35 protein-coding genes are annotated in these 26812 nt (G+C 69.3%); 17 read left to right on the top strand and 18 right to left on the bottom strand.

Annotated elements, in window-relative coordinates; all coding sequences use genetic code 11:
• The first annotated feature begins 192 nt into the window (after positions 1-192).
• The 5 genes from tmk to Aco04nite_RS41545 all read left to right on the top strand — a co-directional run bounded on the left by tmk (position 193) and on the right by Aco04nite_RS41545 (position 5140).
• Positions 193-2544: a dTMP kinase gene (gene tmk, locus Aco04nite_RS41565; RefSeq protein WP_244876696.1), complete on the top strand. Its 2352-nt coding sequence runs from the start codon at positions 193-195 to the stop codon at positions 2542-2544.
• Between the two features lie 19 nt (positions 2545-2563).
• A complete protein-coding gene (locus Aco04nite_RS41560) occupies positions 2564-3754 on the top strand; it encodes a DNA polymerase III subunit delta' (RefSeq protein ID WP_213002683.1) in 1191 nt (396 codons plus the stop codon).
• A 156-nt stretch (positions 3755-3910) separates the two neighbouring features.
• Positions 3911-4237: a YbaB/EbfC family nucleoid-associated protein gene (locus Aco04nite_RS41555; protein ID WP_213002682.1), complete on the top strand. Its 327-nt coding sequence runs from the start codon at positions 3911-3913 to the stop codon at positions 4235-4237.
• 13 nt (positions 4238-4250) lie between these two features.
• Positions 4251-4556: a type VII secretion target gene (locus Aco04nite_RS41550; RefSeq protein WP_213002681.1), complete on the top strand. Its 306-nt coding sequence runs from the start codon at positions 4251-4253 to the stop codon at positions 4554-4556.
• On the top strand, positions 4556-5140 hold the full coding sequence (locus Aco04nite_RS41545; protein WP_213002680.1) for a hypothetical protein: 585 nt from the start codon (positions 4556-4558) through the stop codon (positions 5138-5140). Before Aco04nite_RS41550 ends, Aco04nite_RS41545 begins: the two co-directional genes overlap by 1 nt.
• 791 nt (positions 5141-5931) lie before the next feature.
• On the opposite strand, the gene Aco04nite_RS41540 is transcribed toward Aco04nite_RS41545, so the two are convergent.
• Positions 5932-7425 (bottom strand): hypothetical protein, encoded by a 1494-nt coding sequence (locus Aco04nite_RS41540; protein ID WP_213002679.1) that lies wholly within the window; start codon positions 7423-7425, stop codon positions 5932-5934.
• A 441-nt stretch (positions 7426-7866) separates the two neighbouring features.
• Here Aco04nite_RS41540 and Aco04nite_RS41535 point away from each other — a divergent pair, with 441 nt between their 5' ends.
• A complete protein-coding gene (locus Aco04nite_RS41535) occupies positions 7867-8703 on the top strand; it encodes a PSP1 domain-containing protein (protein ID WP_213002678.1) in 837 nt (278 codons plus the stop codon).
• A gap of 71 nt (positions 8704-8774) precedes the next feature.
• Here Aco04nite_RS41535 and Aco04nite_RS41530 read toward each other — a convergent pair whose 3' ends face one another.
• Positions 8775-9275, bottom strand: coding sequence for a GNAT family N-acetyltransferase (locus tag Aco04nite_RS41530; protein ID WP_213002677.1), 501 nt, complete (start codon positions 9273-9275; stop codon positions 8775-8777).
• Positions 9276-9942: 667 nt separating this feature from the next.
• Here Aco04nite_RS41530 and Aco04nite_RS41525 point away from each other — a divergent pair.
• Positions 9943-10284 (top strand): DUF4190 domain-containing protein, encoded by a 342-nt coding sequence (locus tag Aco04nite_RS41525; protein WP_213002676.1) that lies wholly within the window; start codon positions 9943-9945, stop codon positions 10282-10284.
• Between the two features lie 59 nt (positions 10285-10343).
• Here the strand turns inward: Aco04nite_RS41525 and Aco04nite_RS41520 are convergent, their stop codons facing one another.
• Positions 10344-10583, bottom strand: a complete 240-nt coding sequence (locus Aco04nite_RS41520) for a hypothetical protein (protein ID WP_213002675.1) — start codon at positions 10581-10583, stop codon at positions 10344-10346.
• 106 nt (positions 10584-10689) lie between these two features.
• Here Aco04nite_RS41520 and Aco04nite_RS41515 point away from each other — a divergent pair, with 106 nt between their 5' ends.
• From Aco04nite_RS41515 to Aco04nite_RS41475, 9 genes are all read left to right on the top strand, one after another.
• Positions 10690-10914 carry a hypothetical protein gene (locus tag Aco04nite_RS41515; RefSeq protein ID WP_213002674.1) on the top strand — a complete coding sequence of 75 codons (225 nt, stop codon included), beginning with the start codon at positions 10690-10692 and terminating at the stop codon, positions 10912-10914.
• Positions 10915-11095: 181 nt separating this feature from the next.
• Positions 11096-11299 carry a hypothetical protein gene (locus Aco04nite_RS41510; RefSeq protein ID WP_213002673.1) on the top strand — a complete coding sequence of 68 codons (204 nt, stop codon included), beginning with the start codon at positions 11096-11098 and terminating at the stop codon, positions 11297-11299.
• On the top strand, positions 11296-12117 hold the full coding sequence (locus Aco04nite_RS41505) for an ABC transporter permease (protein WP_213002672.1): 822 nt from the start codon (positions 11296-11298) through the stop codon (positions 12115-12117). The genes Aco04nite_RS41510 and Aco04nite_RS41505 overlap by 4 nt, the downstream gene beginning before the upstream one ends.
• A 77-nt stretch (positions 12118-12194) precedes the next feature.
• Positions 12195-12686, top strand: a complete 492-nt coding sequence (locus Aco04nite_RS41500; protein WP_213002671.1) for a hypothetical protein — start codon at positions 12195-12197, stop codon at positions 12684-12686.
• Positions 12687-12829: 143 nt separating this feature from the next.
• Positions 12830-13159 (top strand): hypothetical protein, encoded by a 330-nt coding sequence (locus Aco04nite_RS41495; protein ID WP_244876676.1) that lies wholly within the window; start codon positions 12830-12832, stop codon positions 13157-13159.
• Entirely contained in the window at positions 13156-15045 is a 1890-nt protein-coding gene (locus Aco04nite_RS41490; protein WP_213002669.1) for a hypothetical protein, read from the top strand. The genes Aco04nite_RS41495 and Aco04nite_RS41490 overlap by 4 nt, the downstream gene beginning before the upstream one ends.
• Before the next feature lie 160 nt (positions 15046-15205).
• Positions 15206-15421 (top strand): hypothetical protein, encoded by a 216-nt coding sequence (locus Aco04nite_RS41485; RefSeq protein ID WP_213002668.1) that lies wholly within the window; start codon positions 15206-15208, stop codon positions 15419-15421.
• 497 nt (positions 15422-15918) lie between these two features.
• On the top strand, positions 15919-16065 hold the full coding sequence (locus Aco04nite_RS41480; RefSeq protein WP_213002667.1) for a hypothetical protein: 147 nt from the start codon (positions 15919-15921) through the stop codon (positions 16063-16065).
• Between the two features lie 153 nt (positions 16066-16218).
• Positions 16219-16530, top strand: coding sequence for a hypothetical protein (locus Aco04nite_RS41475; RefSeq protein WP_213002666.1), 312 nt, complete (start codon positions 16219-16221; stop codon positions 16528-16530).
• A 1-nt stretch (position 16531) separates the two neighbouring features.
• Here Aco04nite_RS41475 and Aco04nite_RS41470 read toward each other — a convergent pair whose 3' ends face one another.
• From Aco04nite_RS41470 to Aco04nite_RS41420, 11 genes are all read right to left on the bottom strand, one after another.
• The gene (locus Aco04nite_RS41470) at positions 16532-16741 is read right to left on the bottom strand and encodes a hypothetical protein (RefSeq protein WP_213002665.1); all 210 of its coding nucleotides are present in this window, start codon (positions 16739-16741) and stop codon (positions 16532-16534) included.
• Positions 16738-17010 carry a DUF2829 domain-containing protein gene (locus tag Aco04nite_RS41465; protein WP_244876675.1) on the bottom strand — a complete coding sequence of 91 codons (273 nt, stop codon included), beginning with the start codon at positions 17008-17010 and terminating at the stop codon, positions 16738-16740. Before Aco04nite_RS41465 ends, Aco04nite_RS41470 begins: the two co-directional genes overlap by 4 nt.
• Before the next feature lie 20 nt (positions 17011-17030).
• Entirely contained in the window at positions 17031-17273 is a 243-nt protein-coding gene (locus Aco04nite_RS41460) for a hypothetical protein (protein ID WP_213002664.1), read from the bottom strand.
• Between the two features lie 4 nt (positions 17274-17277).
• Entirely contained in the window at positions 17278-17640 is a 363-nt protein-coding gene (locus Aco04nite_RS41455; protein WP_213002663.1) for a hypothetical protein, read from the bottom strand.
• A 109-nt stretch (positions 17641-17749) separates the two neighbouring features.
• Positions 17750-17959, bottom strand: a complete 210-nt coding sequence (locus Aco04nite_RS41450; RefSeq protein WP_213002662.1) for a hypothetical protein — start codon at positions 17957-17959, stop codon at positions 17750-17752.
• A 41-nt stretch (positions 17960-18000) separates the two neighbouring features.
• Positions 18001-18753, bottom strand: coding sequence for an N-acetylmuramoyl-L-alanine amidase (locus Aco04nite_RS41445; protein WP_213002661.1), 753 nt, complete (start codon positions 18751-18753; stop codon positions 18001-18003).
• Complete coding sequence (locus Aco04nite_RS41440; protein WP_213002660.1) at positions 18753-19283, bottom strand: hypothetical protein; 531 nt, start codon at positions 19281-19283, stop codon at positions 18753-18755. The genes Aco04nite_RS41445 and Aco04nite_RS41440 overlap by 1 nt, the downstream gene beginning before the upstream one ends.
• 10 nt (positions 19284-19293) lie before the next feature.
• Positions 19294-19572, bottom strand: coding sequence for a hypothetical protein (locus tag Aco04nite_RS41435; protein WP_213002659.1), 279 nt, complete (start codon positions 19570-19572; stop codon positions 19294-19296).
• Positions 19573-19574: 2 nt separating this feature from the next.
• Positions 19575-20678, bottom strand: coding sequence for a DUF5047 domain-containing protein (locus tag Aco04nite_RS41430; RefSeq protein WP_213002658.1), 1104 nt, complete (start codon positions 20676-20678; stop codon positions 19575-19577).
• Entirely contained in the window at positions 20678-21451 is a 774-nt protein-coding gene (locus Aco04nite_RS41425) for a hypothetical protein (RefSeq protein ID WP_213002657.1), read from the bottom strand. Before Aco04nite_RS41425 ends, Aco04nite_RS41430 begins: the two co-directional genes overlap by 1 nt.
• Before the next feature lie 8 nt (positions 21452-21459).
• Entirely contained in the window at positions 21460-24531 is a 3072-nt protein-coding gene (locus Aco04nite_RS41420) for a hypothetical protein (protein ID WP_213002656.1), read from the bottom strand.
• A gap of 173 nt (positions 24532-24704) precedes the next feature.
• Between Aco04nite_RS41420 and Aco04nite_RS41415 the strand changes: the two genes are divergently transcribed.
• Positions 24705-24863, top strand: coding sequence for a hypothetical protein (locus Aco04nite_RS41415; protein WP_213002655.1), 159 nt, complete (start codon positions 24705-24707; stop codon positions 24861-24863).
• A gap of 35 nt (positions 24864-24898) precedes the next feature.
• Here Aco04nite_RS41415 and Aco04nite_RS41410 read toward each other — a convergent pair whose 3' ends face one another.
• The 4 genes from Aco04nite_RS41410 to Aco04nite_RS41395 all read right to left on the bottom strand — a co-directional run bounded on the left by Aco04nite_RS41410 (position 24899) and on the right by Aco04nite_RS41395 (position 26811).
• Positions 24899-25522: a hypothetical protein gene (locus tag Aco04nite_RS41410; RefSeq protein ID WP_213002654.1), complete on the bottom strand. Its 624-nt coding sequence runs from the start codon at positions 25520-25522 to the stop codon at positions 24899-24901.
• Between the two features lie 71 nt (positions 25523-25593).
• On the bottom strand, positions 25594-26076 hold the full coding sequence (locus Aco04nite_RS41405; protein WP_213002653.1) for a phage tail tube protein: 483 nt from the start codon (positions 26074-26076) through the stop codon (positions 25594-25596).
• Entirely contained in the window at positions 26069-26362 is a 294-nt protein-coding gene (locus tag Aco04nite_RS41400) for a hypothetical protein (RefSeq protein WP_213002652.1), read from the bottom strand. Before Aco04nite_RS41400 ends, Aco04nite_RS41405 begins: the two co-directional genes overlap by 8 nt.
• 23 nt (positions 26363-26385) lie before the next feature.
• Positions 26386-26811: a hypothetical protein gene (locus tag Aco04nite_RS41395; RefSeq protein ID WP_213002651.1), complete on the bottom strand. Its 426-nt coding sequence runs from the start codon at positions 26809-26811 to the stop codon at positions 26386-26388.
• Between the last annotated feature and the right edge of the window lies 1 nt (position 26812).

Raw genomic sequence — 26812 nt, 5'->3', positions numbered from 1 at the left:
ACCACCCGAACGAGCGCAACCACGGTGAGCTGCGCCCGCCCGTTAGAGTGCTTCGGGCAGGACGACGGGAAGGTAAGGGTCATCGACACCGAAACGAGCTCGGCACGCAAGGACGCGGGCCCGGTTGATCTATCCGGTACGGCAGCGCTGCGCTCCGTACTGCGGATCCGGCCGTTCCGGCGGCTCTGGCTGGTGCTCAGCGTCGCGTCCTTCGGCGACTGGATCGGCATCCTCGCCACGGCCCTCTTCGCATCGCAGCAGGTCACGGGTAGCGTCGCGCAGGGCAGCGCGTTCAGCAGCACGATCGCCATCCGCCTGCTGCCCGCCCTGATCCTGGGCCCGATCGCCGGCGTGATGGCGGACCGGTTCGACCGCCGCTACACGATGGTGATCTGCGACATCCTGCGGTTCATCGTGTACGGCTCCATCCCGGCCGTCGCCCTGATCAGCGATTCCGGCGCCTTCACGGTCACGTGGACGGTCATCGCCACGTTCATCGGCGAGACGATCACGCTGATGTGGATTCCCGCGAAGGAAGCCGCTGTCCCCAACCTGATCCCCAAGGGCCGGCTCGAGGCATCCAACCAGCTCACCCTGATCACGACGTACGGCATCACGCCGATCCTCGCCGCCCTCGCGCTGGCCGCCCTCGACGGAGTCGTCCGCGGCCCGGTCGGCGGCCTGCCCACCTGGGCGTCACCCGTTCAGGTCGCGCTCTGGATCAACGCGTTCTCCCGGGCCGCCACGGCTGCGGTGGTCTTCTTCGGCATCAAGGAGATCAGCGAGGGGCGCCGCGAGCGCCAGGAGAAGAACGCCGAACAGAGCATGTCGAAGCAGTTCGTCGAGGGCTGGAAGTACATCGGGAACACCCCGTTCGTGCGCGGCCTGGTGCTCGGCATCTTCGGTGCGTTCGGCGGCGCGGGCATCGTCGTCGGCACCGCCCGCTTCTTCACCGCCTCGCTCGGCGCCGGTGACGCGGCGTTCTACCTGCTCTTCGCGACCCTGTTCATCGGCCTGGCCATCGGCATCGGGCTAGGCCCCGCGATCGTCAAGGAGCTGTCCCGGCGCCGCTGGTTCGGCATCAGCCTGGTGATCGCCAGCGGCGCGGTCGCCTTCCTCTCCATCGCGTTCCACCTGTCGATGGCGCTGTTCGGTGCGCTGTTCGTCGGTGCCGGCGCGGGCATGGCGTTCCTGGCCGGTGTCACGCTGCTCGGCGGGCAGGTCAACGACGAGGTCCGCGGGCGGGTCTTCGCCGTGGTGCAGATCGGCGCCCGGCTCGTCCTGCTGCTCGCGATCTCGCTCGCCGGCGTGCTGGTCGGCATCGGCAGCTCGCGCACGGTCGACCTCGGCAGCCTCTCGTTCGACATCTCGTCCACGCGGGTGCTGCTCCTGGTAGCGGGTGCACTCGGGATCTGGAGCGGGGTCAGCGCGTTCAGGCAGATGGACGACAAGCACGGCGTACCCGTGCTCGCCGATCTCTGGGGTGCCATCCGGGGGCGGCCGTTGTCGCCGGGGGAGCCGTTCACGCGTACCGGCATCTTCGTGGTCTTCGAAGGCGGCGAAGGCGCCGGGAAATCTACGCAGGTCCTCCGGCTCTCGGAGGCCTTGACCGGGGCCGGGCACGACGTCGTCGTCACCCGCGAGCCCGGGGCGACCGATGTGGGCGCGCGCATCCGCACGCTGGTGCTTTCCAACGGCACTGACGCTGACGCGCCGTCACCCCGGGCCGAAGCCCTGCTCTATGCCGCAGACCGGGCCCATCATGTGGCAACAGTGGTACGCCCGGCGCTGGCACGTGGCGCGGTCGTGATCAGTGACCGGTACGTCGATTCCTCGCTGGCCTATCAGGGAGCCGGCCGGACCCTGCCCGTTCAGGAAATCTCCTGGCTGTCCTCGTGGGCGACCGGCGGGCTCAAACCCGACCTGGTCGTGCTGCTCGACGTCGACTCCACGGTGGGGCTCGGCCGGGTCGACACCCGCGGCGCCGGCCCGGACCGGCTGGAGAGCGAGTCAAAGGCCTTTCACGAGCGGGTTCGGTACGCCTTCCTCGACCTCGCGTCCGCCGACCCGAAGCGCTACCTCGTCCTCGACGCCGCCCGGCCGGTGGAGGAGATCGCCGACGTGGTGGCCGCGCGGATCAACGGGCTGCTCACCGAGGGCGACGACCATCATCCGGAGCCGGCCTCCACGGATCTTCCGCCCAAGCCTGACTTCTCCGCTCCGGACCTCGCGCCGACGATGGCCTTCCCCGCCGGCGCGGGCTCGGACCCTGCGGGCTCGGACTCTGCCGGCTCGGACCCTGCCGGCTCGGACGCCACGGTGATCGTCCGGTCGCCGGCAGTGCCTGGGCCTTCTGGGCCTTCTGACGCTACGCAGGTCATCTCGCCTGGATCTGTGGCTTCGGCCTCCGGCGGGTCTCCTGACGCGACTCAGGTGATTTCACCCGGTTCGGACGCGACGCAGGTTATTTTCCCGGCGGATCTGCCGGATCGAGCCGGCGCCCGGCCGGATCAAGACGATCCGCCGGTGGGCGAGCGACGGTGAACGAGCGAGAATTGACGCCATGAGTGTGTTCGCCGACCTGGTCGGTCAGGACGAGGCCGTCGAGACGCTGAGCCGGGCGGCGGCCGCTGCTGCCCGGATCGTCAACGGGGACCTGTCGGCGACGGCGGCGATGACCCACGCCTGGATCTTCACCGGCCCGCCCGGATCCGGCCGCTCGGTGGCAGCCCGTGCCCTGGCGGCCGCGTTGGAATGCGAGCATGACGGGATCGGCTGCGGCGAGTGCCACGGCTGCCGTACGGCGCTCGGCGGCACCCACGCCGACGTGCGGTTCGTCGTGCCGGAAGGCCTTTCCATCGGGGTCGGCGAGATGCGGGCCCTCGTGCTGCGCGCCGGCAGCGCCCCCTCCGGTGGCCGCTGGCAGGCCATGGTGATCGAGGATGCCGACCGGCTCACCGAAGCGGCCGGGAACGCCCTGCTCAAAGCCATCGAGGAGCCGCCACCGCGGACGGTGTTCCTGCTCTGCACGCCGTCCACCCACCCGGACGACATCTCCGTGACGATCCGATCCCGCTGTCGCGTCGTTGCGTTGCGGCAGCCACCGGCCGAGGCCGTTGCCGAGGTTCTCGTACGCCGTGACGGCATCGCACCCGCAACGGCCGCATGGGCCGCCGCTGCCGCGCAGGGTCACGTGGGCCGGGCCAAGCGACTCGCGAACGATTCGGACGCGCGCGCCAGAAGGGATGCGGTCCTGGCCGTGCCCCGCAGGCTGACCGGCGTCGGAGCCTGCTTCGACGCGGCGTCCGCCCTGATCGAAGCCGCCGAGGCGGAGGCGGGCGCGGCCGCGATCGACTCGAACGGCGCGGAACGGTCTGCGCTCGAGCAGGCGCTCGGCGCCGGCGGAACGGGCAAGGGCGCGGCAAGCGCGATGCGTGGCGCCGCCGGGCAGCTGAAAGAGCTGGAGAAGCGGCAGAAATCGCGGCTCACCCGGGCACAGCGGGACGCGCTCGACCGGGCGCTGGTGGATCTCGCGGGTTTCTACCGGGACGTGCTGATCACCTCGCTGCGCGCGCCGGTTGCGGTGGTCCACACGGACACCGCGGTGCAGTCCGCGGCGGCGGCCGAGAAGTGGACACCGGAGAGCACACTGCGTCGGCTGGAAGCGGTGCTGGCCTGCCGCGAGGCGATCGACCTGAACGTCAAGCCGAAGATCGCCGTCGAGGCGATGATGCTCAGCCTCTGGCGCGGCTGAACCAAATCTTGTGCCCACTTCTTAGCTGATCAAACGTCGTAGCGCTGTCGGATTCAATCCACAGTGGCTGTCCACAGGGGATGCGTCTTACGGGCAACACCGTTTACGCTTCTGAGCCGTAACGCATCAGCGGTACGCGCGGTAAGGAGCCGACGGATGCCCCGCGAGATCGACGAAGCGTGGATCGACGAGGCAATCGAGCGGCACCGCCGCATCGACGCGTTACGCGCGGAATTCGAACGAGCGGTGACGGCCCACGTGGTCTCCGTCCACTCGCCGGACGACACCATCGAGGTGCTGGTCACGGCCGCGGGCGACATCACCGACGTCCGCATCCGCGGCTCCCTGCAACACCGGAACGCGGCAGAACTGGCTCGAGAGGTGCAGGCGGTGGTCACGAACGCAGCCCAAGCGGCCCGCTGGGCCCGCGAGAAACTCCACGACGAGATCTTCGGCGCCTTCCGCACCCTCGGAGACCGGTGATGGGCGGGCAGCTGTGACGGGGATCGCCGACCGATTGGAGGCCGCTGCCGACTCGCTCACCGGTTTGGAACGGGCGTTGCCGATGCTCGCGGCGTCACCCGGCAGTTTTGGTGCGGACGGCGAAGGGCTGCCGGGCCGGGTCGGCGGGCAACTGCACCAGCTCTGGGCATCCGCACTGGCCGCCCGGTCGCGGGAGGCCGCCGACGCCGCCCGCCATGTAACCGGGCTGGCAGCCGAGGTGCGCGCCGCCGCGAAGGCCTATACCGAAACCGACGACGAGGCCGGCCGCCGGATCCGCCGCTCCGGCAGGGAGAACTGATGGACCGCCTCGACCGCATCCTCGACACGGCCGGGCCGCTGCTGCGGAAGGTGGACGCGGCACTCGGTGATGCCGGGGCACCTGCTGAGCATGCGGTTTGGGGTGCGCTCAGACGCGTACGGTTATTGCCCGGCGATGCCGTGCGCGCGGTCGCGGCGTTACGGCCCAGCGACCTTGCCGAGGCGTCCCCGGAGCTGCTGGCGACGGCGGGCAGTTGCGCCACGCTGGCATCGGAACTGCCTCCACCGGGGGACTGGTCCGGAACGGCGGCGGATGCTTACGACCGGGCCCGGCTCCACGTGGCTGAGCAGCTCAGCACCGGCCCGGACAGCCTGGGAAGCAGCCTGCACGCCACTGCCGATCTCGCCGACAACCTGATCGCCTGGATGCAAACGTCACGTGACGCCGTTGCGGATGCGCTCGCCGAAGCCCTCGTTTCGACGGAAGCTGTCGCGCTCCTTACGGACAATGTGGACTCTGCCGCACCGGATCTGGCCGTTCTTCTGCTTCAGGCGGTGGCCGATGCCTACGACCGGGGCACGGACCTGCTGCATCGGTCGGCCGAGTTGGCGTTCACCCACTGACGCGACAAACGGCATCTCGGACACAAGATCCAGTGCGGTCGCGTGGGCGCTGAGCCGGGTGCTGCTGCGGCGTTGTGAGAGGCCGTTAGCCGAGGCTGCGGTTGGGTGAGGCCGCCGTCGGGGGGAGTGCGGCTGGATGTGGCCGGTCGGCAGCACCTTCGGCGGGATCGGGCGGCCGCCAGGAGCGGAAGCGGGGCGTGTGCCCGCGGTGGCGCTCGATTGGTGGGGGCGGGTGTCAGGGGCCGGAAGTGGGGCGGTTTGACCGGGTGTGGTGTGTCCGGGGCGTAGTGCTCGATCTGGTCGGGCGGCCGTGCGGAAGTGGGGCGGTTTGACCGGGTGTGGTGTGTCCGGGGCGTAGTGCTCGATCTGGTCGGGCGGCCGTGCGGAAGTGGGGCGGTTTGACCGGGTGTGGTGTGCCCGGGGCGTAGTGCTCGATCTGGTCGGGCGGCCGTGCGGAAGTGGGGCGGTTTGACCGGGTGTGGTGCGCACGGGGCGTAGCGCTCGATCTGGTCGGGCGGCCGTCGGGAGTGGAAGTGGGGCGGTTCGATCGGGCGGGGCGTGTGCCCGTGGGTGGCGTTCGACCGGGTCGGACGGCCGGCGGGAGCGGAGTTGGGACGATTCGATCGGGCGGGGTGTGTGCCCGTGGTGGCGCTCGGCTGGCGGGTCGTGTCGGGAGTGAACGTAGGCCGGGGTGTGTGCCTGGGGGTGGTGCCTGGCTGGCGGGTTGTGTCGGGTGTGGACGTGGGCCGGGGTGGGTGGCCGGGGTGGTGCTTGGCCTGGTGGGGTGGGGGTCAGGGGCGGGGGCGGGTGCGGAGGGCGAAGATCAGGGCTGCGGTGCCGGCGGCGAGGAAGGCTAGGCCGCCGAGGATGATGCGGTCGACGGCGGGGCCGGTGATGGGGAGGCCGCCGCCTGTGCCGCCCTTGTCGGGGGTGGCTCCGGCGATTTCGCCGCCGGAGTCTGAGCCGGCGGGTTCGGGGGAGATGGCGGCTACTTCCATGACGCCCATATCGAAGTCGATCTCGCGGCTCTCGGTGTAGCCGGGGGCGGGGCGCGTGCCCGACGGGGCTTGGGTGATCGTGACCGACAGGGCTGCCGCGCGGGCGGCGATGGCGTGGTTGCGGGCGGCTTGCTGAACGTCACCGAGCGAGATCGTTACCGTCGTACCGGAGTCGGTGACCGGCGCACTCTCGGTGGTGGGCTCCTTGACCTCGGGTACATCCGGAATCTCAGGGAGTGACCCATCGTCGCCGGCGTCCTGGAGATCGTCGGCACGCGGTATCTCACCCAGCGACCCAGCGTTCGAGCCGTTCGCCGCCGAGCCGTCGGTTTTCGAGCCGTCCGCCGCTGCGTCATCGGCCGCCGAGCCGTCAGCTGTTGGGCCGTCAGTTGTTGAGCCGTCAGCCGTTGACCTGTCCTGCTTCGACCCGTCCTGCTTGGACCCGCCCGTCGCCGAGTTGTCGTCGCCGGGGGCGTTCGCCGCGCCGCGCTTCTCGCTACCGTCCGATTTGTCTAGTCCGGACTCGGCGATCGTGACGTTGACGCTGTCGCCGGCCGCGTTCAGGCGCGATGTCTCCACGCCGGGGCCGGAGACCTCCACGACGGCGGGGATGTACCGGATCTCGCCACCGTCCTTCGTGGACATGCTCGCGCGCAGGGACGGCGGCTTCAGGAACTTCACCCGCACGGCTCCGTCGAACAGGTCAAGACCACCGCCTGTGAGGCCGGCCGTCGCCACCGATGCCGTGGCCAGGTCGTGCCGCTCCAGCTCCGTGGTGCTTTCGCTGGTCACTTTTGGTACGCGTACAAGTGGCTTGTCACCGTCCGAAAGGATCCCGGCGTCACTGAGTTGCGCCGCGGCCCGCGTGACCTCACCGACGGTCGCTGCGCACGCCATGGCTGCCTGCCACTGGGCATGAGCGGTCAGCTTTCCGTCGCCGAGCATGACCGGTCCCACCTCGGTGCCGGGTGTCGAGCGCGATGCCTGCGTCTTGTTCGTGGGCGGAGCCTGCTGCTGGACCGCGTCCGTGAGGCCGGCCGGGGTGGCGTCGTCCTTCGCGTCGATCATGCGGGCGAGGGCGGCTGAGTTCAGCGGGGCGTCGGCGACCAGCGCGGACCGGGCGTCGCCGATGTGGGCGATCGCATCGTCCGGGGCGGCTCCGGGCGTACCCGTGCCAAGGGTTTTGATCCGGAGAATTTGACTGCCGGATTGCGCGGCATAACGCTCGGGCTGCCCGCACGGTATCGGCGCGGCAGTGGCCGGGAATGGTGCCGCAAGAATGCCCACAGCACCGAGGGTGCCCATGGTTGTCAGCCCTCGACGCCATTGAACTCCGCGTCGTGCGTCGCCTTCGTCAGCCGTTTCGCCGTCATTCGCGGCGGGCACCTCAGGCAGCGGATTCGGCTGGGTCGAGCGCAGCACCGCCGCGCGTTGACGACCCCGGGAGAATTCGACGATCGCCGGGGAGATGGCCGCTCGGTTGATTCGGCTGGTCCGTGGTTTGTCGTCCTGTTTCGGCCGCGCTGCGTATTCGGAATTGCGGCGAGTGGTCGCCGCCAGATTGTCCCGTTTGGGCATGGCAGGCTTCATGAAGAGTCCTCCCCCAAGGCTTGCCGCATGCAGCGGCGTCTACGGAAGTACTCAACGAGGTTCGATGCAGCAGGTTGCGGGGATCTATGGCTATCTGCGCTATTTCGCACGCGAGGTCCGTCGCCGTAGGGTGGGTGCATGGGCATGCTGTGCGCGGTCAGCTTCAACCGGTACGGCCGCCTCTACTACCTCGACCCGGGCGAGTTCTCGCCCCAGGTGGGTGACCGCGTCCTGGTCCCCACCGACGACGGGCCCGAGGTGGCGGAGTGCGTCTGGGCGGCGCAATGGGTCAGCGAGGACACCGACGGGTTCCCCAAGGTCGCCGGTCTCGCGGACGATGGCGACCTGCGTCGCGACGACCTGCTCAGAAAACGCAAGGCCGAGGCGAAGGTCGCCGCCAAGAAACTGATCAAGTCCCACGAACTGCCGATGAAGGTCGTCGCGGTCGACCACGTCCTGGAGCAGGGCGGTGCGGGCGGCGCGCGCACCACGATCTACTTCACGGCACCGCACCGCGTCGACTTCCGATCCCTGGTCCGCGATCTGGGCGCCACCCTGCACTGCCGCGTCGAGCTGCGTCAGCTCTCCGCCCGCGACTCGGCCCGGGTCCAGGGCGGCATCGGCTCCTGCGGCCGCGACCTGTGCTGCGCGACCTTCCTTACCGACTTCGAGCCGGTCACCATCCGCATGGCCAAGGACCAGGACCTGCCGCTCAACCCGCTGCGCATCTCAGGCGCCTGCGGCCGGCTCATGTGTTGCCTCAAATATGAGCATCCGCTCTACCAGAAGTTCCAGGCCTCGGCGCCGGCCGTGGGCACCCGCGTCACGACCCCCGAGGGGGACGGCCGGGTGGTCGCGCACAGCGTGCCCAAGGATGCGGTGGTGGTCCGCATGGACGCTGACGGCTCCCGCTGCTCCTGCAGCCGCGCCTCGGTCTGCGGCCCACGTCAGGCCCACGACGAGCAGTACAGCTGAGCCGCGCCCGGCTGACGGGAGCCGGGCCTGTCGGAAGGCCGCGGGGTTGATAGCTGCCGCCTGGTCGACCGTCAGAGGGAGCTGTCCGGCTCGATGAGGTACTGCTGGACGCCCTGGCGGGTTGAGCACGAGACCCGCCAGCCGGGCCGTTGACGCGGCTTCAGAAGGGCGGCCGTTGCCGCGTTGCCAACTGTGGACAACGCGGTGATGTGCGTCATCCCGGCGGCGAGGGACTGCGTCAGAACGTCGCTGACGAGGTTCGTGCCGATGCCGCGGCGCTGCCAGGCGTCAGCGACGAAAACGGCGAGCTCCGCGGATCCGCGGCCGTTCTTAGTGCCGAGGCATTCCGCGACGCCGATGATTTTCCTGCCGACGAGGGCCACCTGGACCCACCGCCGTTGTTCCCGGTCGTCAAGCTGCTCCAGGCGGCGAAGGTAAGCAGGTGGGAGCACCGGCGTGCCGGTCATGAAGCGGGACGTCAGAGTTGCTGCCGAGAACGAATCCCCCGCCGCTTGGAGCAGAGCCAGGTCGCCATTTCGCCATGGTCTGACCTCGACAATCGGCAAAGTCATGGGAACCCCTCCCCGCCGTACTGCTGAACACAGATGCCAGCAGGGACGACGAGAAGAACGTGCCGGGGTTCATGCGCCGGTCGTCACACCGGCGCCCGATCCGGGGCTTCTCAGGGACAAAAAGATGCCCTGATCAGCATGTGCTGATCAGGGCATCATTCTGAGCCGCCTGACGGAATCGAACCGTCGACCTACGCATTACGAGTTGGTCAGAGATCCTTGCCATACCCTGCCTGGCCTGCCGTTGGCAGTGCATGACGGTCCTTGTCTGGGACTGTCAGTGCACGGAATAGTGCACTGTTGATCATTAACAATGCGTCACATTGCGGCGTGGTGCCACAGCAATGTGGATCTTCCCCGGTTGAGTAAGCGCGTCACTCGGATAGCCATGTCCGCTGTCTGGTGCTGAACTGGAAAGACCCACCCCCGGCCAGGAGGATCGGTCCTGAGCCGGGGGTGGGCCGTATATGAGGGCAGTTCCGCGAGCGTAACCGGGCAAGGCAATCTTCAGGTGCCGCCGTTCGGTTGATATTTCTAACGGCCGATCGGTTCAGATTTTTCTGAGGCCGTCACTTCGTGCCCTTCGCCGGGGGATGGGTATACGTCGTCGGCTCCGGGCTGGGGCCGGCGGCAACCAGCCCATCCCAGCCCGGACATCGAGGTCGACGTGAGCTACCCGCCGGAACCCCCCGCCCCCGGGCCGCAAGGCCAGCCGCAGCCGGTCTACGTGCAGCCGGTGGTCATCGCTGCCGGACCGCCCACGTCGGCCTGGGCCGTCACCTCGCTGATCTTCGGCATCATCGGAGTCCTCGGTGGTTGGTGCTTCGTCGGCCTGCCCTGCATCGTGGCCGTGATCGCAGGTCACTTCGCCCTCAAGGACACGCGGCATGGCGCACGCAGCGGCCGAGGCCAGGCGGTGGCCGGCCTCATCCTGGGCTACCCGTTCGCGATCATCTGGATCCTGGGTGCCGTGTTCGGCGGGATCGGTGCGGTCACACCCACCAGCTGACCAACCGGAAACGCAGCAGCCCCCGTCCTCGAGGACGGGGGCTGCTCTGCGTCTTGGGCTCAGTCGACCTCGGGACGCTTGCCGAACTTCCTGTTGAGCGTGGCCCGGCTGAAACCCGTCTGCTTGCAGAGCAGGTCGTCCGGCACCCCCGCGTTGCGCGCCGTGATGATCGCGTCCCAGGCCGCCTCCTCGATGGCCTTGGCCTGACGCGCAGCCTCGTCACTCTTTTGCGCCGCCGTGATCGCCGCTTCGAGCAGCTTCTGCTGGTCGGCGGTCAGTTTGGTGGTCGGCCTCGGCACGTGGATCACGTTAGTACCTCTGTCTCACTTGACACATATAGGACTTAGGCCTACGTTAGTGTCTCGGGCAAGACAAAAACAAGTCCTGCCGTACGAGGAGGTGAACGTGCAACCCGAGAACCCCATCGAGATTCCGAGCGCCGGCGCCGTGCCGGCAGAGGACATCGAGTTCTGGATCACCGTCGACGGTGTCGATCTTGTGCAGCGCGGGAGCGGGCGGGTTCTGATCCGTATCCCTCGCGCCGAGGTCCCGGCCTTTATGCGCCAGCTGGGAGACGCCCACGGCGGCGCGATCCTCGCCGTCGTCACCGATCGCCAGGAGCAGCCGTGAGGCCCCGGCTGACGTGGCGCCCGCACTGGCACCGCGTAGCCGGAATTCGCCGCGGCGTAGTCCCGCTCGGCGGCCAGGGCGAGACCACCGACCTGCAGATGTGCCGCTGCACCGCCTGGCGGTATGCCGGCCAGCACCTCTGGCACGGCTCGATCTTCCACACAACCCGAGGAGTGAATCGATGACAGGGCCTGAGCACTACCAGCGAGCACAGGAGCTGCTGCAGAAGGCAGAGACCGCGCGGAAGAAGGCGGACCGGGAAATCTTTATCGCTGCCGCTGGCGTCCACGCCACTCTCGCTTACGTGGCGGTCACCGCGGTGTCGCGCGACAGCGGTCCTCACGAGATCAAGAGCAACTGGTACGACGTGGTGACGTCACGATGACCGCTCCCGTCGACCAGATCATCCCGGACGCCCTCGAGCTCGCCCGGCGGGAGGGTTCCGTCCCGTCGAAAGACCGCCTCATGCGGACCTTCCGGATCGGCCGGCCCAAGGCCACCGAGATCCACCAGTATCTCCGTACCGAGGCGGCCAAGGCGCGGTCTCGTCGCGGCCAGGTGCTGGCCTCCCGATCCCGGACGAAGACCTTCCGGCGCGAGGTGAAGGCCACCGTCTACGACCCGGCCATCGTGCCCACCTCGCCCGGCATGGGCCCGGTCAACCCATGGACCAGGTACGGAGTCCCGGTGCAGCCGGAAGGCCAACCGACGCCGATGGAAGGCCCCCGTCCGCCTGCCCAGTCCGAGGCCCTTCCGTCGCAGGTCAAGCGGCCTATGGCCATCTGGCCCGTCCTGGTCGTGGCGCTCGGCGCGTTCATCGCGATCTGGGCAGGGTGGGTGGCGCTCGGCAAGCTCACCGGGTTCGGGAAGGTCAACCTTCTGCCCGGCTTCTGGTCCGGCTGGACGGTCGACACGGCGATCACCCTGCCGCTCGGCATGGAGGCCTACGCGGCGTACGCCTTCTATGTCTGGCTGCACCCGGGCGCCCCCGAACGGGCCCGGTCGTTCGCCGCCTGGTCGTCGCTGGCCGCGATCCTTCTGGGCATGGGCGGCCAGACGGCCTACCACCTGATGACGGCCGCCGGCATAACCGCGGCCCCGTGGCAGATCACGACCGCCGTCTCTTGCCTGCCGGTCGCCGTGTTCGGCATGGCGGCCGCCCTGGTCCACCTGGTCCGGTCCGACATCGCGAAGGAGGTGTGACCCATGGAGATCTTGATCATCTGCCTCGGGCTGTTCGCCGGCCTCGTGCTCGCCGTCGCGATCGTGGCGAAGCACTGGTGACACGGCTTCGCGACGGTATCCCTGCGCTGCTGGCCAGCGTCCGGATCACGGGCATGTGGCTGCCCAGCATCGTGCAGTACCCCACCAAGAAGAAGGAGCGCGACGTGAACTACCAGGACTTGAACGGACGCCAGCGCAGGCTGCTCAGCGATGTCGAGCAGAGCGACCTGGACGGCCAGGACTTCCTGATCCAGCACCCGCTGGCGACGGCCAAGGACAAAGCGGCCGTGGCCGAGGTGCTCGGTGGTACGAGCGCCGGCGAGATGTTCCGCAAGGAGCACATCAGCAAGCGATCCCGCTGCAGCCGCTGCAAGGACCCCATCCACTTCTTCGACGGCATCCGCGACCCGTACTGGGTCCACAGCGACCGCCGCGGACCTGACCACCCGGCGGGCCAGCCCATCGAGCCTAACGACGCCCACACCAAGCAGGTCTACGAGCGGCAGTACGAGGCCGACAAGGGCGGCTGGCTCTGGCCGGTCAAGTAGCCAGCGCGCCGCCCGCCCCACGCATTCCAGAGCCCGGGCGGGCGGCGCCACCCTCCACCGCACAACTTCGCGCAGAGAGCACCCACACAATGACACAGCCCACAAGCAGTTCGGCCCGCGGATTCCTGACTCCCGGTGGGCCGATGACCGACAACATCGCCTTCATCGACTGGTGTGAGCAGTCCCGCCGCGTGCTGCACACCGGCGCGCTCGAGCTGGGCATCTGCGCCGCCGAGGTCGACGCCCGGCTGCGCAAGGTCTCCCGCGGCCTGGTCGTCGGCGGGCTCACCTCCGGCTACCGGGCCGGGCGCGTCGCCAAGCCGATCGGGCAGGCCGCCGAGGCGCTGGTCGTGGCGTCGCGGTACATCATCACCGCGTCGAACCGGTTCGAGGCCGTCTACATGCCGGAGCTCCAGGCCGCCGGCTACCAGGCCGCGGGCACCCCCGGATTCGCCTTCAAGGCTCGCCCGTGAAGACGCCGAAGATGACCCCCAGCAATGATGGCTACGACACCGCGTGGACCGTCCGCGTCCCGCTCTGGCCGTACCTGATCACCCCGATCGCCTGCCTTCTGGCGCTGCCCGGCACGTGGGTGGCGCACCGGTTCTTCGGCACCGGTCCGGTGGCCGGCTGGACCGGGTTCCTGCTCGCGCTGGCCTGCGTCGCCATCGTGACGTTCACCGCCTGGGCGTCACGGCCGCGGGGGGCCGTGATGCGCGGCATGGCCGTGGGCAACGTCGTCGCGGGCTGCTTCTGGACCGTGCCCGCCGTGCTTGTCGGGCCGTTCAACGTGTTCAGCATGGCGGCCTGGCTGGTCGGCACCGTGCTGATGTCGCTCGCCGTGGCGGTGTACCGGGTCATGCGGCAGGGCCGCGGCACGGAGCAGCCCGGCGTACTGCAGGGCGAGTTCTCCGAGCTGGGCGCCGCGGTGAAGCAGCTGAAGGACGTCACGATCAGCCGCCCGAAGGTCACCGGAGCGAAGGCGACCGTGGAGATCGAGATGCCACCCGGGCGCACGTTCGCCGAGGTGGAGGCCGCCCGCGCGCAGACCGCGTCCTACCTCGACGTGTCCGCCTCGGCGATCCGGACCGAGCGGGACCCGGACTCCGAGCGCCGCGGCACGATGTCCGTGGTGCCCGTCGACCAGCTCAAGCACGCTCTGCCCGACCCCGGGCTGTCCGCGCCGGGGGGCAGCATCGCCCTGCCTGTGGTGCTCGGCCGCGACGAGAACGGCGACCCCGCCGAGATCATCCTGTCCGGTGACCCGGAGGTGCACCGCAACGCCGTCGGCGTCATGGGTGTGGTTGGCATGTCCGGCTCCGGCAAGACCGAGCTGCTGCTGCGGCTGCTGGCCGAGGTCGCCTCACGCCACGACGCGGACCTGTACATCGCCGACGCCCGCAAGGGCGGGCAGCTGCCCGCCTGGGTGAGCAAGGCCGCGAAGAAGTCCGCGCTCGGGCTGGAAGCGGCCGAGGACTTCCTCGAGGACCTCCCCGCCCGGGTCAGCGCGCGGTCGAAGAAGCTCGGCGAGGCGGGCTACAAGCAGTGGGAGGAGGGGTGCGGCATCCCGCTCGAGGTGGTCGTGGTGTTCGAGGCCTCCGCGATCGTCGCCCGCTCGTCCACCGTGGTCGACCTGGCCGAGAGCGTCCGGTCGGTCGGCATCTGCCTGATCCTCGAGCTGCAGCGCGCCACCTACGACCGGCTCCCCACCTCGGCCCGGTCGAACATCACCACCTGGGTCGTCCTCGGTGTCCAGGGCGAGGACGACGCGGAAGCGGCGCTGTCCGAGGACACGATCGCCGCCGGTGCCCGGCCGTGGGCGTGGAAGTCCGCCAAGCCCGGCTACTTCTACCTCGAGTGGATGGGTCGGGACCAGGCGATGTGGGCCTCGCCGAACCGCTCGTACATCTGCACCGACCTCGACCGGGAGCAGATGGTCGCCGACGCCTGCGGCTGGTCCGGGCCCGCGCCGCTGCCGGTGGTCGTGCCCGCCGACGACCCGGCCCCGACCAGGGAAGCGGTCAACGACGCGGTCGACCCGGACGACCCGCCGGACGACGTCGACCCGTCGCAGCCGATCACCGTCCCGGACGGCATGCCGCGGATCCCGATCGGCAGCGACGAGCCCGCCATGTCCCCGGAACAGGCCCGGGCGGTGCTCCTGGAGCGGATCGACGCGATGGCCGAGGCCGGCCAGGAGGACTTCAAGCCGCAGCAGATGGGTGGCGTCATCGCGCAGACCGGCATGTCCGCGTCCTGGGTTCACAAGCAGCTGGGGCTGCTCTGCAGGGGCGACGAGCCGCGGCTGCGCAAGTCCAGCCGGGGCACGTACCGGATCCTCGTCCGGCAGCCAGCGTGACGCAGTGTGCATGACGAGTGCGTTCGTACGGGGCCGTGCACACGGCCCCGTACGGGAACGCGTTTGTCCTGGTAAGACCCGTGTGCACGGGCCGTGCACACGGTTATGGGGGTGCCGTGCACACGCTCGTGTGCACGGTCAAGGTCAACGGAGGGTGATCATGCAGGTCATGGTGGGGTTCGGTCTGGGAGTGCTCGTCGGAGCGCTGGCCGCGTTCGGCTCCGGTAGGAAGTACGAGCGGGCGCACCAGGCCAGCGTGCTCGCCGCCGGCTACGTGGGGGCGGCCCGCGAGCTCGCGGGGAAGGCGGCCGGCGGAGTAGTGCTGTTCGCGGTAGTCGTCCTGGCCGGCGCCCTGGTCGTCTGGTCAGGGCGGTGAGCGACCGCGGTAGAGCGGCTCGCCGTGCGGCCTTGCTGATCCTGCTGAAGCGCAAGCAGGTGCTCGCGGCCCGGCTGCGTCAGATCATCGCGAGGAGGCGAGCATGAGCAGGTCGACCGATAATCCAGCCTCCCGGACACTGAGCATGGCCTGCTGGATGGAGCACCACGGTTACGCAGTCCGCACCGCGGAGCGTAAAGCGGCCCACCATGCGCAGTGCCCGAAGGGGCAAGTCTCCGGCATCGCCTGCGCCTGCCCCAACCACAAGCCAGCTGCCGCCACTTGAGCCGGGCACGCAGAAGCGCCCTCACCCCGCCTGGGGTGAGGGCGCTTTCTCCCAGGTTTGGGAGAACCTGGGAGCAAAGTAGGAGAACCAGGATCGACTTGCATTTCAACCCGACAAATGTAAGTCGAGGGATACTGTCTCGAATCCCTCCACCGCAGGTCAGCGCACGTGCAAATGGACGATTTCAGCAAGCGCTGGCAGAGTGCAGATCATGCCTGGCCGCCGCGTGAACCTCACCGACACCGAAGCGCACGAGCTCGTGTTGCTCCTGATGCCGGCGATCCGGAAGTTGAGCGCCTCCGACTCAGACCCGGCCCGGCTCCAGCGGCTCCGCGCCTTGCTCGAGCGGCTGAGCTAGCAGGACTATCCTGGGCAATCTGCCCCGGTCCCTGCTGGCGCGGCGCCGCAGTATCGACGGCCGCGAGCCGAAACAGGGTGGGTGACCGGGGTAGGCCACTTCTGACGGCTACGGTGTCGTATCACTGGCATCGCGGGTGCGACCATGTCCGACATGAGTCGAATCACTGACATGGTGCTTTACGTCGGAAGCGACCTCGAGGACGAGGCGATCGGCAGACTAAACGCCTGGTGCGCCAAGAACGACCAGTCGCGCCGTCAGCAGTTCGTCGAGTTGGACACGGATCTAGCCGGCGGCACGAAATTCAGCGCCAGGCAGGTGTGGGCCATGACCGGCAACTTCTTCCCCTACGAGGACCTTGTCGAGGCGTTGCCGTCGTTCGGGTGGAGGCACCCCGAGGACGTCGTGCTAGTCGTCGACGACGACGAGGACTACGACGGCGTGAAGGTTCACCGCCCGACCTGAACTACGTGTCCTGAACGAGCAACCCAGCCTCGCGGAGCACCCCGACTTGGTGCCCGGCGTGCGACTTGCCCAGCTCCGCCCATCCGCAGAGGCAGCCCTGGACGTCACGGCGCTGGTGAGCGATGAGCAGTGCTTCGGCCCGCCGTGGCCCGCGGACCTGAGCCAGCGCGGCGAGCTCACGGCGGGCATGGTCGGTTAGGCCGGTGGTCATCGAGCCGTGACCCAGTCTTCGGCGAGCAGGTCCGTCTGCGAGGCCACCCACGGCACGAAGTCGCCGTCGACGGTCCGCATCGTGAGGTACGGCCGGAAGACCAGCTGGGTGCCCTCTTCGACCCCGAGCGCCTCGGCGGTGTTCGCGTTGGCGCCGATGCCGTCCGGGTAGCCCTTCTGGTGCACGACGAACATGTCCTTGCCGTTCCAGCCCTCGCGGGCGACCTTGCTGCCGTTCTTCAGCGCGTCGAGCGCTTGGCCGAAGTCCATGGTGATCCTCTCGATCAGAGTTACGTGGTGGTATCCATGCCCTGCTGCTCAGGGGGGTTACGCAGACTCCACCGGACACCCGCGATGCTTCCGTCCCGGGTGCCGTTCTTCGTCGTGCGCCAGCCCTGGTAGGCCTGCTCGCAGACCGCGTGCACCGATTCCACGTCGGCGCCGAGCTCGGCGGCGATCTGCGCGGTCGTCATGATCTCGCCCGGCTCGTCGAGCACCGCGGCGACCTGGGCGAAGGTGATCTCTGCGCTCATGGCCTCATTCTTCCCGGTCATGGCCGCAGGTGACCTTCGGTGGCAGCGGGAGTGGGCGCGCCGATCGCTCGGCCTCGGCGCTGCTGAGCTGGGTGAGGTAGTCGTCGAGCCGCAGCCGGAAGCCGGCCGGGTCGTCCCGGATCTCCTGGTAGAGCTTGCGCTGGGTCTCGCGCTCGGTCGCCGCGACGTCGCGGGTGTCCTGCAGGACCTCGACCAGCTGGTTGAAGACCTCGTCGTAGCAGGCCTCCGTCTTGGCCCGGCGTACGTCGGAGTCGTGCTGGTCGACCTGCGTCCACACGGACATGCCGATCCCGACCAGCGATGCCCCTACGAGCACGCCGGCCAGGACACGCGAGTTGAGCTTCACCGCTTTCTCCCTTGCTGGTCGGTGCGCCAGGCGGCGCGGGCGGCCCGTGCGACGGCCAGGCCGATGGTGAGCGCGATCAGCGAGGAGCCGACGCTCTCGACGATGTAGTTCATGGGTGTGCGTCCTCCGTGGTTTCGGCCGGGGCGGCCGGCGGGGGTGGGGTGCCCTCGACGCGGAACGCCCCGAGGATGGCGCCCACGCCGCCGGCCAGCGCGGCCCACAGCACGGGCGACACCTCGCCGGTGCGCCAGAGAGCGACGCCGACAGCGGCTGCCCACCCGGCGCCGTAGACGCTGAGAAGCACGTCTCGGATCTTCATGTGGACCTCCGAAACGGGGTTCTGGGAGTGGCCTCCCGGGGTTACTGGCCGTCGGCGGCGGTGCTCGGCGCCGACTGGGCGGTCCCCTGCAGGATCGCGAGGATCTGCTTGATGTCGCGGCGGTTGTCGACGCCGTCGATCACCGCACGCTGGTCGAGGAGGTCGCCGCGGATTTTCTCGTTCTCGCCGCGGCCAAGGCGCTCGGCGGTGGCCTTGGTCAGGGTGACCAGCTTGTCGTCGGCGTTGAGCTCGGCGAGGCGCTGGGCGATCGCCTCGACGTCTGCGGGGTCGAGTCGTGCCATGGGGTCCTCCACAGGGGCGGGTTTAGCGGGTAGGGGCATGCCGGCCTGCACCCAGGCGTAGATGCGAGAGCCGGGGCAGGTGGTGCCAGTGGTCGCCAGCTGGCGGTGGCCGCGCAGCTTGAGGGTCTTGCCGCAGCGGGCATTCGCGAGCCGGTACAGCTCGGCCAGGGAGGCCTTGACCGCGTCGGAGAGGTCGTCGTTGCCGATGACGCAGACGCCGATGCCGTTGGTGTTGAAGTCGGTGCAGTGCGCGCCGACCACGTCCCAGCCGCGGCCCTCGTAGACCTTGCCCTCCTGGTCGACCAGGAAGTTGTAGTCCACGTCAGCGAAGCCGCGACCATCCATGCACCAGTCCTGGATGGCACGGACCGACTGGGTGGCCGTGGCTCCGGAGTGGTGCACGACGAAGTACTCACGATGGCTCGGCGCGACGTGCTCGGGTGTCTTCTTCGGCGCGCGGGCGTTCCACCCGGCGCGGGAGATCATCTTCATCAGGCCGCCTCGTAGGTGATGGACCAGTCCAGGTGGTCGGACGTGGCCCAGATGAACGGGATGTTTTGGCTCACGTTGCCGGCGCCGTTGCTGGTCACGAACATCAACTTGTTGGGGTCAGCGATCAGGGCGATCGCGCCGAAGCGGTTACCGGTGTCCGAGTTGTCGAAGCAGTACGCAGCTCCGGGACTCAGCATCTGGAATTGCACGTCGCTGTCCCAGCGCGCCTGCACGGGGAGGGTGACGTACCAGAGGCCGGTGCCCCAGCTGGTGTTCGTGCCCATGGAGATCCGGCCGACGCAGTGCACGCGCTTGCCGGTCTGCTGGTAGCGGCCGGAGATCTTCCCGAGGGAGTTGATGACCGGGTTGACGCCGGACGCAGTCCACAGCGGGGTGTAGCCGGTCCAGGTCTGCTCGGTCAGCGGCTTCAGCCTCGCGTCCACCGCTTTGGCGAGGTCGCCGATCTGCACCGGGCCGTTGGGAGCGTCGGTGATTGCCGGGTACGGGAGGCCGAGATCAGTGGTCGCCACGGGCGTTCTCCTAAGGGGTTCCGACAGCCCGGCCGAGGCACAGCAGCGCCCCGTCGGAGCTGACCAGCAGGACCACGTTGTGGCCCATGGTCGGGGTGTATGAGGCCAGGTAGGCGACCTCCTGGCTGGCGCCGTCGTAGGTGACGGTGAGCAGCGCGGCTCCATCCGATGCGGCGCCGGCGGCTACCGCGGTCACCTTGCCGGGGCGCATCACGACGTGGGGTTGTCCCTGCGGCCGGCCTGCGCGCTGCTGCTCGGCCGCCAGCCGGCGAGCTCCTTCGGTCAGCATGGTCACTCGCCTTCCGGGATGTCGCCGTCGGGCCGTGACGAGCGGGCGGTGATGCGCTGCACGCCGCCGACCTCGAGCGGGACGGTGAGCGAGTCGATGAGGTGCCGCTCGAGGATCCCGGCCGGGGTGAGCACGGTCATCACGTCGCCGCGGTCCAGGCCCGGGTGCACCACCGACTCCACGGACAGCTGCGCGTTGATGGCCTTGACCTTGGCGAGCAGGGCCTTCGCCGCGGCCAGGGCCTGGGCGGTGGTGTGCAGGTTCGGGCTGGAGTAGTAGTAGGGCACCCGGCCGAACGGCCCGTCGACCCACGTCCTCGAGGTGGGGTCAGTGTCAGCGGCGATCTGCGGGGCGAATGGTGTGCGCCCGTCGACGGCGCCCATGCTCGCCACGACGACGTTGTAGGTGCGGCTGCGGTCGCGGGCGATGTCGCCGTCCAGCAGGATCCCGTTGGCAGACGCGTCGACGGTCCACACCGGGACCTGCGAGAGCAGCGGCGCGGGCTCGAGGACCAGGCCGCCGTCGACGTCGAAGTACACCTCGGCGGCGATCGCGGTGGCCAGGTCTGCGGCGGTGCCGGCCCGGTCGCGGTCCCAGACCAGGGGCGTTACCAGCGTCGTCGCGGTCGTCGTGTCGGTCACCGTTATGCCGGGCACCGCGGCGGTGACCAGCCGGATGATCTCCTGCCGGATCATGTTTCCGCGCACGCTGGCCTGCGGGGTCTCGAACTGGGCGCGCTGGACTCGGGCCCAGCGGTCCGGGGCCGCCCGGACCTGGATTCCCGATCCGGGCCGGACCCGCATGCTGGTCGAGTCGACGCAGAACACGCCGAGCGGCACCAGCTCGGCCGCGCCGGAGGGGTACCGCACACCGCGGTAGGGCCGTAGCTCGATGCCGATGACGTCGAGCTGCGGCCAGAGCGACTCGTCGGCGATGGTCACGTCGAGCGTTCTGCGTACGCCGGTGCCGCTGTTGACGGTCACCGTGCCGCCGGTGATCGGCAGGTCCTGGAGGAGCAGGGTGCCGGCGTAGTAGGCGTCGACGCGGACCACGACGGTGTGCGAGGCACGCAGGGCCGGGCCGAAGATGCTGGTGACCGGGTACATCAGGAGTCACCGGTCAGGACGTCGGACCAGGTGCTGTAGGTGTTGAGCAGCGCCGACCAGGTCGGGGCCTCGGCGATCACGGTGGCCCAGGTGCGCTGCGCCTGCAGGCCGCCGGCGGGTCGGTCGACGGTCGTGAACGGTGCCGTCCAGATCCGCCACGGGTGCTTGTACCAATCGGGCTGCAGGCGGTCCTCGTTGAGGTCGCCCAGGGCACGGTACTCGTGGGTGATGCCGTAGTTCAGACCCGGCGGGATGTCGAGCAGCAGCACGCTCAGGTCGTCGGTGAGAGCGAGCAGGGTGGCGGCCTCGCCCAGGGTGCGGGTGCGGATGGTGATGGTGCCGCGCTTGGATTTGCGCTGCCCGTCGGACAGCACGATCGGTGAGCTACGGCCCAGCGGCTCGAGCACGCTGAGGTTGGCGGGGCGGACCGGTGTCCCGTCGCCCTGGTAGTCGATCTCCATGGACAGCGACGGGATGCCCGGGTGCCGCAGCCAGGGCCGGTCCACGGCCAGGGTGACCGCGCCGGTGCTGATGCTGCCCGCCGAGGTGATCGCCGTGTAGGTCGTCGGTCGGCCGAACCAGGACTCGTAGTCGTAGCCGACCCAGGCGCCGCCGGACAGGGTGGCGGGCTCGGCGAGCCGGACGGCGCGGGCGGCACCGTCCGGGTCGAGCCGGGTCACGGTCGCCTGGGTCTGCCCGGTGTAGGTCAGCTCGAGCAGGGTCCGCGGCGGGTTGTTGCTGGGCTGCGGGGTGGCCGTGAAGATCGTCGCCATGGCGCCCCTCAGACGGTTTCGTAGACGTTGGCCGAGGCGACCTCGCCCAGGACGGTGTCGATCTCCAGGCGTACGGTGCGGGCGATCGTCTCGGAGCCCAGCTGCATGACGATCGGCGCGGTGACCGTGATGTTCCGAGCACCCCCGCCGCCCGCCGGGCCTGTCGGGCCGGGCTTCCAGGCGACCGCGGACATGTCGTAGTGGGGGGCCGCTGCGGCGAGGAGCTGCTGGCCGCGGCGCTTGTCGCCCTTGAGCGGCAGGAACCATTCCCCGCCCGTGCCCGGCTCGGCGAACTGGTAGAGCGGCTTACCCCCGGCTGGGTAGAAGCCGGCCTTGGACAGTCCACCGCCAGCCATCGGGTAGATGCCGCCCTCGCGGTTGGCCAGGGTGATCCGCCCGTACGAGGCGAGCAGCGCGTCGATCTCGGACTTCTTCATCCCGGCACCGGCGAGGATGCTCCGCAGCGACGCCAGCGACGAGGTGTAGAGCCGGGTGGCGGACTTCGCGCTGCCGGTCTGCGCATACCGAGCCTGCGCGGAGGCCTCTGCGGACCCGAGGTATTCGAACAGCGTGCTGAGGTTGTCGCGGCCGAAGCTGGTCCCGGTGTGGAAGTCCGGCTTGCCCCAGCTCGCGTCGAAGAACGTTCGGGCCTTGCTTTTGGCGTCCGCCAGCGCCATCCGGGACTGGACGTAGGCGATGTTCCCGGCGCTGTTACGCGGTCCCGCCTGGTCGTCGTAGCTCGGCCGCTGGGACAGTTGCCTCAGCGTCGCCGCCGAAGCCTTCTGCTGACCGATGACGTTGCGCAGCGACCGCAGGTACTTGTCGTACTCGCGGTTCGCCGCGGCCACCGAGCCGGTCTCGGCGTACTTGGCCTGCGCTGCGTCCTGCGCCGCACGGATCCCCTGGATGAGAGCGCCCCGGTTCTCGCTGCCCTTCTTCGTCGACTCAGAGAACGAGCGTCCGTTCTCCTTCAGCGAGTCGCTGAGCGAGCGGACAGCGTTGCGCGCGTCCAAGCTGGCCGCCGCCGTGTCGAGCGCGGTGCCCGGCGTCGAGGATGCCGACCCGGAGACGTTGACGTACCCGCCGCCGGCCATCGCGATCCCGCCTTGCGCCATCGGCACCAGGGCGGCGTTGACCGACGGCCAGCTCGCCACCTGCGACAAGATCTCCAGGTTGCGCGAGCGGCTGCCGTTGCGCGGGATGTAGGCCTCACCGCCGGTCTCGGCCTCGGCGAACTTGACCAGCGGCGGGTTGCTGGCCGGGTAGATCCCCGCCGATAGGGTGCCGCCGGCCGCCATGGCCGTCATGACGCCGCCGGTGCGCTGGTAGGCGTTCCGAGACTGCTTGTCCAAGGCCGAACGGACCGACTGGACGTTGGTGTTGCCCGTGACGCGCAGCGCCACCAGGACGTCTTTGCGGCCGGGGAGCTGGGCGAGTGCCTCCCCAAGCGCGCGGAGCTGGTCCAGGCCCCGCACCCGGGCCCGGTACTCCTTGGAGAACCGGTCGCCCTGCTTCTTCGCCTCTTTGAACTGACCGGCGAGGCGGCCGATTGTTGCCTCGCTGGCCCCGGCAGCGAGCAGGGTAGCCCGTAGCGCCGGGGTCATCGTCCCGTCGAACTCAGTGCCCAGCTTCCCGGCAGCCTCTTGCAAACCGATGGACTCTCGGGTCAGGTCGCGCACGGCGGCCTTGGCCTGGTCCGAGTTCTCGCCGTGTTTACGGGTGGCTGAGGCCACCCGCTTCTGCGCGGCGGCGACCTTGTCCTGAGCGTCGATGAACCCGAACACCGGATCCGTAGCCGCTCGCAGATCGTTAGCCAGGCGCTCGGTGGCCCGCCGCTGCCGGTCCAGAGCATCAGCCGCGGACTCGGCGGCCGCCCCGGTCTTGCCGAGCATCTCGGGGATCGGGTTACCCGACAGCAGCGCCTCGTCCGCAGCCGTGGCGATCCCAAGCGTCTGCCGACGGTACGCTTCCGCTTCCGCGGAGCCCTTCTTAAATCCATCAGCAGTAATGTCCAGGCCGATACCCCACTCTTTCAGGGTGTTCGACAGGCCGGACTTGTCCTCGATCCAGTAGCGGGCCTTGTCGACCTGGACATCGAGACTGTCTGATTGGCTCTTCACCGCAGCGAGGCCGCCGGCGATGCCGCCGGTCACCTTCACGAAGCTGACGGTGGCAGCGGTCAGGTCATCGATTGCGGAGGCACCTGCGCCGGCATCCTGGGAAAGATCGGTGAACACGTCACCGACCGCGCCACCGATCTCGTTGAAGGCGTTACCGAACGAGTCGATAACCGGTCCGGCCTTCTCCACAGCGTCCGCGACCCCGGAGACGACCTTCTGGATGCCCTTGCCGGCGCCCTGGACGAGCGGGTCGACGTACTGGGATGCGCTGCGGAAGATCCTGTCCAAGTCAGGGCCCAGACCGCGCCACGCGCCGCGTACCGTGTTGATCCCTTTCAGGGTGGGATCAATGAATATCCGTGACCGGGATTCCAGGTCGCCGAGGATCCCCTCACCCAGGTCCTTACCAGCAGATTTCACACGCGGGTCGCGGGCCGCTAGGACGACACCACCGATGACTCCACCTGCGCCAGCGGCCCCGACGACCGCCCCGGCGACGGCTGCACCGATGGTCGGGGCCAGGATCGCCCCTGCGATACCGGCGCCCCCGGCGAGCGGGCCGGCCTTGGTGAGGGCCGTGCTTAGCCCATCGCCGATGCTGTCCCCGAGGCGCTGTCCCGCGTTGCGGCCGGCCTTGGCCAGCTCGGCGGTGCTCGGCAGCAGGGACCGTACGCCGGTCAGGTCGGACAGCTGTGACTTCTTGCCCTGCAGTTGCTTGAGCAGCGTGGTGTCGCCGGTCTTCGCGAACTCCCGGGCCAGGTCCCGCATCGACTTCTGGGTGTCGCCGATCTGCTTATCCAGGTCGGCGGCGTTCTTCGTCAGTGCTTTGAGCTCGGTGCTGGCCTGGCGGGAAGCGTCGCGGGCATCGCGTCCGATCCCGCGTAGCGCCTCGCCGCCTTCCTTCGCACGGCGCTTGAGCTCGGCTACGTCGAGGCTGACCTTGGCGACGATCGACCGCACGGTTACCTCACCTTCGTGACAGCCCACAGCAGCGAGCCCGGGCGGTCCTTCATCCGGGCGTCGTTCTCCTGGGCAGCGAGCTTTTCGTACTCCGCGCGGCAGCGGATCGCCTGCGGCCGGAACGCCGCGCCGCCCTGGCTCTCACCGGTCTGGCAGTCCTCCAGGGGGCCGCCGTGCAGCGGACACAGGCTGTTTCGGTACTCGGCCAGAGCGAGCTGCTCGGCGACATCCTGCTCGGTCCATTCCGCCTCACGGCGGGTGACCGACCTGACGAGGCGCCCGGCATCGTCGTACTCGTGCTCGGTGACCTCGATCGGCTCGCGGCCCTCTAGCCGCGAGCGCGGTACCTCGAGGCGGTCGGCGAGCTCTACTCGCGCACGGAATTCCGACGAATCCTTGATGCGGCGGGTGAGAAAGGGACGCTCACGTCACCTACGCAGACGCCCATGGCCGCATTTATCAGCTCGGTGATCTGGCTGTCCGTCAGCTTCCCGTCCTCGACCGGCAGGCCTGCCGCCTCGCGGCGCTCCCGCTCGGCGTCCGAGTCGCCGAGCATCTCGCGCCACTCGTCATCGGTCAGGTCGGCCGGGTCGTAGACGGTGGCCTTCAGCAGCGGCTCATACATCGTCGACGTGTTGAAGGCGTACCGGGCAACGCCGTGGATCGCGATGAGGTCCTCGGCGAGGGTGTTCCCCTCGTCATCGGTACGCGCGGGGTGAGCGTCGATGAGCTTGCGGAACTGCTTGCGTGGCAGGCCACGCAGCCGGAAGACGTAGCTGCCGGCTTGCATCAGCTCGCGGAGTTCGTCCAGGCGGGCGAGGTACTCCCCGGTTCCGGTGCCCTCGAGGCTGCCTGTGGTCGCGGCTCGCTCGGCGGCGATGAGGTCGCGCTCGGCCTGCTCGAACTCGGCGGTCAGCTGGGCGGCCATGCAGACCTCGACGGAGGTCTCCGGCAGGCCGGCCTCGGCCAGCAGGGTCCTAAAGTCGTTCACGGTTTCCTCCTGCCCCGAGTCCCGAGGTGCGCGGCCGGTGTCGGGACAAGCACCGGCCGCGCACGTCAGGGTCAGGCTGCGACGGTCGCGCGCAGGTTCGGCTGCGAGGTCATCAGGATCGGCACCTCGTAGCGCTCGGGCATGTTCGCCTCGAGGTCCATGAGCGCTGCCTCCCCGCACATGACGGGGAAGACCTGGACCGGCTGTGCCGCGACGTATGCGGCCGCGGCGGCCAGGGATTTGCGGCGGACCAGGAAGCCGGTCGCGTCGGGGATGAGCGTGGTGTACGCCGTGTCCGGGGTGGTCTGGCGCTTGAGCCGCAGCCGGGTCCCGGAGAACGACCGCCGGCCGTTGACCGCGGTGTCGAAGGTCGACTCCAAGTTCGACGTCGGCGCTGCGGCGGTGTCCGGCGCGAAGCCGGTCGCGCCATCGGCCGTCATGTACTGCGAGATCCGCATGCCCGCGGTCAGTTCCGAGAGCGTGGGGGAGGCGATGTTCGCGACGCTGGGCACCCAGTCCCAGCGTTCCTTGCCATCGCCGATGATGTCAGCCACGGGGTTCTCCGTTCGCAGCGTCGACGGCCGTCACGGCCAGGTCCGAATCGGCCGGCGGCCCGGACGGCGTCCAGCCGCGTGCCGCCCAGTCGGGGAAGGCGAGAGCGTTGAACCGCGCGGGCTTCTCGACGCCCTCGTGGGACGCCCACAAGAACTGGGTACCCGTCGGCTCGCTGGCCTCGGCCCAGCCGCGGGCGAGGAGCTGGTCGCGTTCGTCGGCGCCCTCGATGAGTGCATGGTCGCCGGTCTCGTCGACCAGCCAGGTCTTGATTTTCGGGGTCGGCAAGTCCGGCTCCTTACTCGTGGGTTTCAGGCGGGCAGGGTCTGCAGCCTGTAGACGTCGACCGCGTCGAACACCGTCCCGAGGGCGGTGGACTCGTCGCGTTCGGGCGGCTGGGAATCGTCGTGCCGTACCGGCCCGCAGATGCGGTCGGTGATCTCTGGGGTCCACCCCATGACCTGTCCGAAGACCCGGTCGGCCACTTCGCGGGCGGCCTGGGCGGTCACGCCGACGGCGTGGACGTAGGCGTACATCTCGACCGGCAGCGTGGTGTCCTCGAGGTTGACCAACTGCGGGGCGCGCTCGCCGTCCGGCGTGACGAACCGGAAGTAGACGACGACGTACGGCGGCTTCGGCGGCGGCTTGCTAGGGACCGAGCCGTCGAAGACCGACAGTGCGGGCCCGGTAGCGGCGCGGGCGCGCGTCAAGAACGCCTCGGCGTGGGCGTTGCGCACG

It is taken from the genome of Winogradskya consettensis, assembly GCF_018332715.1.
Classification (GTDB): Bacteria; Actinomycetota; Actinomycetes; order Mycobacteriales; family Micromonosporaceae; genus Actinoplanes; species Actinoplanes consettensis.
This window is presented reverse-complemented; position numbering and strand designations above follow the sequence as displayed.

Excerpts from the sequence above, each read along its gene's own strand:
- Aco04nite_RS41495 (WP_244876676.1), top strand. The coding sequence starts at position 12,830 with ATGACCGACAACATCGCCTTCATCGACTGGTGTGAGCAGTCCCGCCGC.
- Aco04nite_RS41530 (WP_213002677.1), bottom strand. The coding sequence starts at position 9,275 with ATGACTTTGCCGATTGTCGAGGTCAGACCATGGCGAAATGGCGACCTG.
- Aco04nite_RS41485 (WP_213002668.1), top strand. The coding sequence starts at position 15,206 with ATGCAGGTCATGGTGGGGTTCGGTCTGGGAGTGCTCGTCGGAGCGCTG.
- Aco04nite_RS41445 (WP_213002661.1), bottom strand. The coding sequence starts at position 18,753 with ATGAAGATGATCTCCCGCGCCGGGTGGAACGCCCGCGCGCCGAAGAAG.
- Aco04nite_RS41505 (WP_213002672.1), top strand. The coding sequence starts at position 11,296 with ATGACCGCTCCCGTCGACCAGATCATCCCGGACGCCCTCGAGCTCGCC.
- Aco04nite_RS41560 (WP_213002683.1), top strand. The coding sequence starts at position 2,564 with ATGAGTGTGTTCGCCGACCTGGTCGGTCAGGACGAGGCCGTCGAGACG.
- Aco04nite_RS41510 (WP_213002673.1), top strand. The coding sequence starts at position 11,096 with ATGACAGGGCCTGAGCACTACCAGCGAGCACAGGAGCTGCTGCAGAAG.
- Aco04nite_RS41450 (WP_213002662.1), bottom strand. The coding sequence starts at position 17,959 with ATGAAGATCCGAGACGTGCTTCTCAGCGTCTACGGCGCCGGGTGGGCA.
- Aco04nite_RS41435 (WP_213002659.1), bottom strand. The coding sequence starts at position 19,572 with ATGCTGACCGAAGGAGCTCGCCGGCTGGCGGCCGAGCAGCAGCGCGCA.
- Aco04nite_RS41480 (WP_213002667.1), top strand. The coding sequence starts at position 15,919 with ATGCCTGGCCGCCGCGTGAACCTCACCGACACCGAAGCGCACGAGCTC.
- Aco04nite_RS41465 (WP_244876675.1), bottom strand. The coding sequence starts at position 17,010 with ATGGACTTCGGCCAAGCGCTCGACGCGCTGAAGAACGGCAGCAAGGTC.
- Aco04nite_RS41430 (WP_213002658.1), bottom strand. The coding sequence starts at position 20,678 with ATGTACCCGGTCACCAGCATCTTCGGCCCGGCCCTGCGTGCCTCGCAC.
- Aco04nite_RS41555 (WP_213002682.1), top strand. The coding sequence starts at position 3,911 with ATGCCCCGCGAGATCGACGAAGCGTGGATCGACGAGGCAATCGAGCGG.
- Aco04nite_RS41475 (WP_213002666.1), top strand. The coding sequence starts at position 16,219 with ATGAGTCGAATCACTGACATGGTGCTTTACGTCGGAAGCGACCTCGAG.
- Aco04nite_RS41460 (WP_213002664.1), bottom strand. The coding sequence starts at position 17,273 with ATGAGCGCAGAGATCACCTTCGCCCAGGTCGCCGCGGTGCTCGACGAG.
- Aco04nite_RS41425 (WP_213002657.1), bottom strand. The coding sequence starts at position 21,451 with ATGGCGACGATCTTCACGGCCACCCCGCAGCCCAGCAACAACCCGCCG.
- Aco04nite_RS41545 (WP_213002680.1), top strand. The coding sequence starts at position 4,556 with ATGGACCGCCTCGACCGCATCCTCGACACGGCCGGGCCGCTGCTGCGG.
- Aco04nite_RS41535 (WP_213002678.1), top strand. The coding sequence starts at position 7,867 with ATGGGCATGCTGTGCGCGGTCAGCTTCAACCGGTACGGCCGCCTCTAC.
- Aco04nite_RS41470 (WP_213002665.1), bottom strand. The coding sequence starts at position 16,741 with ATGACCACCGGCCTAACCGACCATGCCCGCCGTGAGCTCGCCGCGCTG.